Genomic DNA, 9,152 nt, shown 5'->3' on the forward strand with positions numbered 1-9,152 from the left:
CCATAGCGATTGCCCACCGTGCGCCGCGTATCAATTACCTGGCAGGTAAGCGTTTTCGATCAGTCGCCGGTCTGAATCCGCTCGACCAGCTGCTTCACCGTCGGCACGAAGCCGTTCGAATAGAAGGGATCGGTCTTGAAGTTGAAGGCGTTATGGCCGGCGAACATCAGATTGTGCTCCATCGGCCCGCCATGGACGATGTCCTGCAGCGTCTTCTGGATGCAGAAGGACCGCGGATCGGCTAGCCGGCCAGTCGTGTAATTGTCCTTGTCCTTCCAGGACGAGAATTGGCACTGGCTGAGACAACCCATGCAATCGGCCTGGTCCTTGCGGATCAGCGCAGCCTCTTCGGGAGTCACGAAAACGAGCGTATTGTCCGGCGTCTTTAGCGCCATCGTAAAGCCGAGCGCATCCCATTCGCGCGCCCGCAGCAGATCGCCGCGCGTCACCCAGAAGTTCTTGCCCTTCACACCGACATCGAGCTGATATTGGTGATCGCCGGCCGCCTCGAGCGAGAAAGCGATCTGCCGTTCAGAGCGTGCCTCAAGATTCTGCAGAAACTCATTGCGAACGGCCGAGGAATAGAAACCGGTCGGCGAAAACTTGTGCAGCAGCACGTCGCCCTCTTCCAAAGAGAGCAGCGTGTCCTTCCAGGCCTGCGGTATAGGGCTTTCCTGGGTGAGAAGCGGCCGTGTGCCATATTGAAAAGCGATCTGGCCCAGTTCAGGATTGTCGATCCAGTGATCCCAGTCGCGCAGATACCAGACGCCGCCAGCCATTACGATCGGAAGGTCATCGGAAATGCCTTCGGTACGCATCGTCTCGCGCAGAGCTTTCACGCGCGGATAGGGATCCTCGGGCTTTAGCGGGTCTTCGGCATTGGACAGGCCGTTATGGCCGCCCGCCTTCCACGGATCTTCATAAACGACCGCACCGAGCCATTCCGCGGCCTTCGAATAGGCACGCTTCCAAAGCGCCCGGAAAGCGCGGGCAGAGCTGATGATTGGCAGATAATGCACCTGATAGGAGGCCGCGATTTCGGAGAGCTTGTAGGGCATGCCGGCACCGCAGGTGACACCCGCAACCAAGCCCTTGGTCTTTTCGAGCACGCCATGCAGCACCTGCTGCGCACCACCCATTTCCCAGAGCACATTGATATTGATCGCGCCCTTGCCGCTCGCAATCTCGAACGCGCGCTGCACCTGCGCGACGGCCCCATCGATGGCGTATTGAATCAGCTCCTCATGCCGATCCACGCGCCGCTTGCCATGATAGACCTGCGGGATGACCCGGCCATCCGCGTCATAATTATCGGCATTGACGGCCGATACCGTTCCGATGCCGCCAGCGGCCGCCCAGGCGCCCGAACTCGCATGATTGGTCGCGGCAACGCCCTTGCCGCCCTCGATCAACGGCAGGACGTCGCGTCCGCCGTAACTGATCCCGTTCAAACCCTTGAACATGATATCTCCGACCCGTTTCCGCCCGCATATAGGGTGTTTTAACCAGCGATGCGAATATTTTACTCAGACTGTGGACAAGGGCCCGTTTCCCAACGCCTCGCCATAGAGCCGCGCATAGGCGGAAATCATCGCGGCTTCGTCATATTTTGCGGCAGCGCGTTCTCGATTGGCGCGTCCGATTTCCCGCCGTAAATCGCTGTCTTCCGCCAACAGTGCCAATGCGGACTCAAGCCCGCCATTCTTGGATATAAGCAGTTCGCGATTGGGGTCCGCCACCATCGACCACACATCGCCGACATCGGGCGATGCCAAAGGCAGGCCCGCCGCCATCGCCTCGACAACCGAAATTGGAAACTGTTCGCTGCGCGAAGACAGAGCGAATATGTCGAAATGTCCAGTATAGCGCCATGGCCGATCAAGGAAGCCCGCCAAAACCACTCTGTCCGCAATGCCGCTGGCTATCGCTTCGCAGGAAATCGCCTCGCGTTCCGGGCCCTCGCCGACGATTACGAGCTTTACATGGTCGGGCAACGCGGCAACGGCACGGACTAGGCGCGGTAGGTCTTTCACCTCGCGCAAGCCCGCAATGGTGCCGACGATCACATCGCTTGGCTGACGCTCGAAACCCGAAATTACGTCAGGCTCCGGTGGCGCCATATATCGCTCGACCGGGATGCCGTTGGCGATTTGCAGAATGCGATGTTCGGGTTGCTTCCAGACCCCGCGGGCTATCCCGGCCAGACGATCCGATGGCACCACAAGCCTGTGCAGAGTCGGAAAGGCGAAGCGGCGATACAATGTCCGGCTTGTCTTGAGACCATCCGCCTCATCGGCGTTGAAGCCGTCTTCATGATGGATCAGAGGCGGCAGATTTGCGCGCTTCAAACGATGCGCCATGACCGCATCCATAGCGCCCCAGTTATAGGTCAGCACAAGATCGAAACCGCGCATATAGTCGGCAAGCTCGGCCATTCTCGCGAGAGACGGCTTGCCCGTGAGGCTCGGCGCATCGGACGGAAAAACAACATCGATCGCCGGATCAATAGCGTCGCGGGCGTCCAGTGAATCTGGCATGGCGCTGACGATGCTGTGCCGCGCATTATCGCCGAACATGTTCATTAGCCGGACCGCGCGCGCTTCCTTCCCACCCAGCGAAAATGTCGAGTGCAGATGAAGGATATGCGGCGGCGTGCTCACGCCCGAACGCGCTCCAACAGGGCATCGATGGCCGCTTCCGCTTCCGGCTCGTCGAGTATGGGGGCATGGCCGACATTCGGCACGACCGCTGTCGCGAGATCGGGTTTGCGGCGCACCATTTCCTGCGCGGTATCTTCGGAGAGGATTTCCGAATGCCCGCCGCGCACGAGCAATGTGGGCACCTCTTTCAGCCCGTCGAACGCCGTCCACATATCGAAACCGGATTCGCCACCCGGTACGCGAAATGGCTCTGCAATCCGCATGTCGTAATCGTAGCCGATCCGTCCGGACGGCTGGACCTTGCACAGCCGCTTGGCCATCGCCAGCCAGTCGTCCAGCTCCCATTTCGGATAGACATCGCCAAAGCCTGCATTGAGCGCCCGCGCAGCATGCAGCCAGGTCGGATAATTTCCGCCCTTACCGACATAGCCGCGAATGCGCTCGACACCCGCCTCCTCGATGACGGGGCCAATGTCGTTGAGCAGCGCGCCGGCCAGCCGCTCCGGATTGGTTGCGGCCTGCAGCATCGTAATCAACCCGCCCAGCGAGGTTCCGAAGGCGATATATCGCCGGATATCGGTGGCTTTCAGGAAGGCCTCGACATCCTGCACATAGGTTAGCGGGACATAGGTCATCGGATCGGGCGCATAGGCGCTTTCGCCACGGCCGCGCATTTCCAGCACATAGATGCGCCAGTCGCCTGCCAAACGTTCGACAACCGGCTCCCAATCGCGCGCGTTGCGGGTGAGTCCATGCAAGCAGATGATTGGCGGCTGATTATCTGGGCCATCATAGAGGCGATAGTGCAGCCTCAACCCGTCATTCGACCACCAAACGCCATTGCTATAGTCCATCACGCTTGCGTCCTTCCCTTCGATCCCCCCATATCGGCGCATGACGATTTTGCCGCAAGCTTCAACTTTCCGCCCCGAAACGACGATCCTGGAATTGGGCGAGGATTTCTACGATCCCGTCGACGCTGCAAAATTCCCGCAGCATATATTGCGTTTCCGCAACGATCGCTGGGCCGAGACTGTAGGTCTTGCGGAGCTCAACGACGCAGAATGGATTGCGCATTTCGGACGGTTCGAACCGCTTCAAGATTCCCTCCCCTCGCCGCTGGCGTTGCGCTATCACGGTCATCAGTTTCGCAGCTACAATCCCGAAATCGGCGATGGGCGAGGCTTTCTGTTCGCCCAGATGCGCGATCATCGCGACCGCCTGATGGACCTTGGCACCAAGGGTTCGGGGCAGACGCCCTATAGCCGGTTCGGCGACGGGCGGCTGACGCTAAAGGGCGGCGTGCGCGAAATCCTGGCGACCGAAATGCTCGAAGCGCTGGGCGTCGAAACGTCGAAAACCTTTTCCCTTATCGAGACCGGTGAGTCGCTGGAACGCAATGACGAGCCCTCGCCTACGCGATCCTCGGTCATGGTCCGGCTCAGCCATGGCCATATCCGGATCGGCACGTTCCAGCGTCTCGCGACCCTACGCCAGCCGGAAAATATGGAAAAGCTGATCGCCTACTGCCTCAAACACTATTTCGGCGAGGAGGCAGGCAGCGATGGACCACAACTCTTGCTCAGCCATGTTGTGGCCGGCGGTGCTAAGCTCGCGGCATCCTACATGGCCGCTGGTTTCGTCCATGGCGTGCTGAATAGCGACAATATCGGAATCACGACGGAGAGTTTTGATTACGGCCCCTGGCGCTTCACGCCAAAATGGGACCCCGGCTTTACCGCCGCCTATTTCGACCAAACCGGGCTCTACGCCTTTGCCCGGCAGGCCGAAGCGATCCATTGGGATACCGCCCAGCTCGCCGTTTCGCTCCGGCTGATCGAGGAGGACGCGGACTCGCTGATTGAGCTGGCTAAGGGGTTTGGCGCACTTTATCGCGACGCGTATCTCGAGCGCATGCTCTGGCGGCTCGGCGTCGAGAGCCGCGGAACGAGCGACGATGTGCGCCTTTTCACCGCAATCGAAAAAGCGCTGCGCGACTCCGGCATCATGATCGACCGGTTCTTCTTCGATTGGCGCGGCGGGCAACGGCGAGGGTCCTCACCCGTCGATACGATCTATGATAGTGACGCATTTGCCGATGTCGCGCAGGCCATGGCGGCCTATGCCACGCAGCCTCCGCGCCATGTCTATTGGTCGGACCCGGAGCCCTGCTCGATGCATATCGACGAGGTCGAGGCGATATGGGCGTGCATCGACGAGAACGACGACTGGTCCATGTTATACGACAAGGTAGACGCCATCCGGCGGATGGGTGAGGCGATGCGCGAGTAGCGCTAGCCGCCCTCAACGTTCTGAAGCGTGAGCGGCTGCAGTCCGATCGACAGCACTTTCCAGCGCCCGGCCTGGTACTGATAATAGATATCGAACTGGATCGCGATCGGCCGCAGCCCGAACACGCCTTGGAGACGCAATATGTCGGACGCGACCATTAGCGGCGGCTGGGTGAATTCCGGCGCCAGCAGTAGCGTGGTCGACAAGTCGATCTGCTGCTCGCGCAGATAGCGGAACGTCTCGGCCAGTTGCGCCGAACTGTTCTGCACCTGAAAATTGGTCGCGCCGGTATCGCGCAACACGGAATAATTCCCGGCGATATTCGCATCATGGATCGACACCATCGTGCCCCATAACAGCCGCGACAGCGTCAGCCGGTCTGGCGTGGGCAAGCTGGCGTTCGACGTTGTCCGCGGATCCTGGGCCTGCGCCGGCATGACCAGCATCGCCGCAAGGAGCAAGACCATCCATCGCTTCATCATCTGGCGCATTTCCTTCACAGATACTCAACGGTCAGGAGCATAGCGCCCTGTTCTGTGGTTGCCAGTGATTAACTATCTGCGCCCCTACCAACCGATCTGGAAGCCTGTTCGCGCGCCGACCTCGCCGGAATTCAGCCCCACGCCGAAGCCCGCCGAGAAGGAGGCGTTGTCGCTGATCCGCGCGGAGAGCGACGTCGATGCCGCGAAGCGGTTGGCATAATAGCCGATGCCGCTCGACAGCGCGAAGTGCATATCCGGCAGGAGTACCGGCGATTCCATCGAGAGCGCCATGGCGACACCTTCGTTGGCCCGCTGGATATCGACCCGGTTCTGGTTGGTCAGTTCGAACAGCGTCGTGGTCTGGCCCTGCAGCGCGGCGATGGCGGTCGAGTTAGACCGGATCGCCGACGTGTTGCCGGCAATGGCCGCGCTGTTGGTCGCTATGGCCGTCGTATTGGCGCTGACCTGCGCGGAATTGTGCGCGGTCACCTGCTGCGTTCCGAACGCCGCTCCGCCGTTCATCGCGGCCGTCGGTGTCGGCGACTGGACCGTGTTCTCCTGCCGCACCGCATTCGTCATCATCATCGCGTTGTTTCCGGTAGACGCCGCCGGTGTGCCGTTGGTGACGGCTACCATATCCATCCGGTTCTCGCCCGAAGATACCGCAGCCGGATCGATCTCCATCCGGGCCGTTTGAGGTGCAAGGCCGCTATTCTCGCCCGGGCTCGATGCGAGATATTCGAGCCCCCCGCGCGATTGCGCGACATTGGGCACCGAATTCGTCGTCATCATCGCGGACGATGCCGGCGCCGTCATATTCGCGGGTACTGCGTTCGGCGCGGCATTCGGTACCGTGTTTGGCGCCGCAGTGGCCGGTGCGGTCGCGGCCGGTGCGCGTGTTGTTCTGGCCGGAACCGACGGCACCGAAGACGGCACCGTGGAAGCAACAGCGGCCGGCGCTGCCGATGGCGGCGGAGCCGAGGCGGGCGTGACAGCCGCCGGCGTCGGTGCCGATATCGGCGCGGCCGACCCGGCCGGTGCAGCCACGGAGAGCATGCCGCTATCGTTGACCGTCACTGTGTAGGTTTGCCCCGCCGGCACGAGCGCGCCCAGACCCGCCAGCGTGTAGGTCGCGTTCGCATTGCCGATTGCGATATTGTTGACGCCGGTGCTCATCGCCCCGAAGCCGATCGCCATCGAATTGTTATGCATCGCCATGGCCTGGTTGCCCAGCGCCAGCGCCGATGTGCCGCTCGCGATGGTGCCGCGACCGATCGCCACCGCACCGGCCCGGCTCGCTCTCGACTGGTTGCCGATCGCCACCGAGTGGATATTGCTGGCCGTCGAATCCGGGCCGATCGCCGTCGAGAAATCACCCGACGCATCGGCGCTGCGTCCCAGAGCGGAGCTCCGGTTGCCCGTCGCCCGTGAACCGGCGCCAACCGCCGTCGCGCTGGCGCGGTCGGCCAGTGCATTATTGCCCAGCGCTACCGCGTTACCGGCTGTTGCCTGTGCGCCGCGTCCCAACGCTGCCGAGGATTGCCCAGCGGCGTTCGCATCCGCCCCAAGAGCGACTGCGCCTTCCTCGGTGGCATCAGCGTCAGCGCCAACCGCTAATGCTTCTTCGCCTTCAGCACGTGCAAGGCTGCCCACAGCAATGGCGCTCTCTGCATTGATGACGGAGTTCGCGCCAACCGCAATGCCTGATTCCGCTTGTGTTTCGGCACCAAAGCCGACCGCGACGGAAGACGGACTGAGCGTTCTTGCAGCTGCTCCCACAGCGGTACCGCCGGGATCCAACGCAGTGGCCCCATTGCCAATCGCCGTTCCGGCCTCGCCGGCAGCCGACGCCGAGTTGCCTACTGCCGTACCGCCTCCTGTTGCAACAGAACGGGTACCAATAGCGGTGGCGAAGGTGCCGTTTGCCAAAGCCTGAGCGCCGACCGCGGTCGCATCCGTCCGGTCAGCTTGACTGGAAGAACCAATTGCCGTCGAAGACAATCCGATAGCTTGCGCATCTCTGCCAAATGCGGAACTCGAACCTGCGCTCGCTGTGGCGCCATTGCCGACAGCGGTAGAGCCATTGAATCCCGTAGCGACGGCATTGATCCCGAGTGCAGTCGAATTGACATTAGCGGTATCCGAACCACTGCCGCATTCAAGGCCTGGGCTTTCCTCACATGACGCAGTCGCGCCCTGTGGCTGACTGATTGGTCCGCCAGCTAACTGCAAGCTGCTGGCGGATGCCGAGAGCGGCGCCGGGGCACTGTTGGACGTGCTGTCGGGCGAGGCGGACAGCATGCCGCTTGAATTCACTGTCACATCCCACACCTCACCGCCCGGTACGAGTGCGCCGAGGCCGGCTAGCGTGTAGGTCGCATCGGCATTGCCGATCGCTATATTGTTGGCGCCATTACTCGCCGCGCCGAAGCCGATCGCCATTGAGAAATTGTGCGTCGCTTCCGCCTGATTGCCGATCGCCACCGAGGAGGTGCCAAGGGCATCCGTGCCGCGGCCAATCGCTACAGCGCCTGCCCGGCTCGCCGTCGACTGGTTACCGATAGCCACCGCATGGATGTTACTCGCCGTCGAGTCCGGTCCGATAGCCGTCGAGAAGTCGCCCGATGCCTCGGCGCTGCGCCCTAGCGCAGAGCTCCGGTTGCCAGTCGCCCGCGAGCCGGCGCCAACCGCCGTCGCGCTGGCGCGGTCGGCCAGTGCATTGTTGCCCAGCGCTACCGCGTTGCCGGCTGTCGCCTGTGCGCCGCGTCCCAATGCTGTCGAGGACGGCCCGGTGGCGTCCGCATCCGCGCCCAGCGCCACTGCGCCTTCCCCGGTCGCCTGAGCGCCATCCGTATCGGGATCGCCATCATCGCCGCCGATCGCAATGGCACCCGCAGCCGTAGCGTCCGAGTTCATCCCCATCGCGACAGCCTGCGCGGCCGTAGCGTCGGTATTGCTGCCGATAGCAACCGCGCCGACACTCCCTGTAGAGACGTCGGCATTCGCACCGATGGCGATGGCATCGACCGTTGAGCCATCGATATCGCTACCGCTGCCAATGGCTATCGACCGCGACGAGTCCGATCCGACACCGGCGTTGGAGCCTATTACGATGGCATCGCTAGAGTTTGAGTCAATTCGCGCGACAGAACCCACAGCCAAACCATTTACCGAACCGGTACCGACCCCTGCATTGTCGCCCAAAGCCTGGCCCCTGTCAGCCAATGCATTTGCATTTTGGCCGACAGCCAGCGACTGCGTGCCCGAAGCAGTCGAGTTGCGCCCGATAGCGGTGGAGAAATTGCCCGAAGCAACCGCTCCGCTTCCGAAAGCGCTGTTTCCACGCTGGGTCGCCGAAGTTCCTTCGCCGACCGCCGTGGCGTCAGTCGCCGATGCCGTGTTCGAGTTCACGCCGCATTCAAGCGACGTCGTTCCGCCCGCGCCGACATTGCAGGGCGCAGTGGCATCCTGCGGCTGTGAGCCACCGGCGAGCGCCAGACCGCCGGCCAGCGGCGCCGGAGCACTGTTGGACGTGCTGTCGGGTGAGGCGGACAGCATGCCGCTCGAATTCACTGTCACATCCCACACCTCACCGCCCGGCACGAGTGCACCGAGGCCGGCCAGCGTGTAGGTCGCATCGGCATTGCCGATCGCGATATTGTTGACGCCGTTGCTCGCTGCGCCGAAGCCGATCGCCATCGAGAAATTATGCGTCGCT

General features: G+C 62.2%; 6 protein-coding genes. 1 reads left to right on the plus strand and 5 read right to left on the minus strand.

All coding sequences use genetic code 11. The annotated features are described in order from the left end of the window. Nucleotides 1–59: 59 nt before the first annotated feature. The 3 genes from Q0974_RS13405 to Q0974_RS13415 form a co-directional block, all read right to left on the minus strand. Nucleotides 60–1,463: a nitronate monooxygenase gene (locus Q0974_RS13405; RefSeq protein ID WP_299328458.1), complete on the minus strand. Its 1,404-nt coding sequence runs from the start codon at nucleotides 1,461–1,463 to the stop codon at nucleotides 60–62. Between the two features lie 63 nt (nucleotides 1,464–1,526). Beyond that, nucleotides 1,527–2,660: a glycosyltransferase family 4 protein gene (locus Q0974_RS13410; RefSeq protein ID WP_299328461.1), complete on the minus strand. Its 1,134-nt coding sequence runs from the start codon at nucleotides 2,658–2,660 to the stop codon at nucleotides 1,527–1,529. Then, nucleotides 2,657–3,517, minus strand: a complete 861-nt coding sequence (locus Q0974_RS13415) for an alpha/beta hydrolase (protein WP_299328463.1) — start codon at nucleotides 3,515–3,517, stop codon at nucleotides 2,657–2,659. The genes Q0974_RS13410 and Q0974_RS13415 overlap by 4 nt, the downstream gene beginning before the upstream one ends. A 37-nt stretch (nucleotides 3,518–3,554) precedes the next feature. Between Q0974_RS13415 and Q0974_RS13420 the strand changes: the two genes are divergently transcribed. Next, nucleotides 3,555–4,952, plus strand: a complete 1,398-nt coding sequence (locus Q0974_RS13420; protein WP_299328466.1) for a protein adenylyltransferase SelO family protein — start codon at nucleotides 3,555–3,557, stop codon at nucleotides 4,950–4,952. Between the two features lie 2 nt (nucleotides 4,953–4,954). On the opposite strand, the gene Q0974_RS13425 is transcribed toward Q0974_RS13420, so the two are convergent. Together Q0974_RS13425 and Q0974_RS13430 are read right to left on the minus strand one after the other, a co-directional pair. Next, nucleotides 4,955–5,434: a hypothetical protein gene (locus Q0974_RS13425; RefSeq protein WP_299328468.1), complete on the minus strand. Its 480-nt coding sequence runs from the start codon at nucleotides 5,432–5,434 to the stop codon at nucleotides 4,955–4,957. Between the two features lie 84 nt (nucleotides 5,435–5,518). After that, nucleotides 5,519–9,133 (minus strand): YadA-like family protein, encoded by a 3,615-nt coding sequence (locus tag Q0974_RS13430; protein WP_299328471.1) that lies wholly within the window; start codon nucleotides 9,131–9,133, stop codon nucleotides 5,519–5,521. Nucleotides 9,134–9,152: the final 19 nt, after the last annotated feature.

The organism is Parasphingopyxis sp., from assembly GCF_028279465.1.
Taxonomy (GTDB): domain Bacteria; phylum Pseudomonadota; class Alphaproteobacteria; order Sphingomonadales; family Sphingomonadaceae; genus Parasphingopyxis.

What these genes read in the sequence shown, in the direction of transcription:
- Q0974_RS13405 (WP_299328458.1), bottom strand. Translation starts at nt 1,463, where the DNA reads ATGTTCAAGGGTTTGAACGGGATCAGTTACGGCGGACGCGACGTCCTG.
- Q0974_RS13420 (WP_299328466.1), top strand. Translation starts at nt 3,555, where the DNA reads ATGACGATTTTGCCGCAAGCTTCAACTTTCCGCCCCGAAACGACGATC.
- Q0974_RS13425 (WP_299328468.1), bottom strand. Translation starts at nt 5,434, where the DNA reads ATGATGAAGCGATGGATGGTCTTGCTCCTTGCGGCGATGCTGGTCATG.
- Q0974_RS13430 (WP_299328471.1), bottom strand. Translation starts at nt 9,133, where the DNA reads ATGGCGATCGGCTTCGGCGCAGCGAGCAACGGCGTCAACAATATCGCG.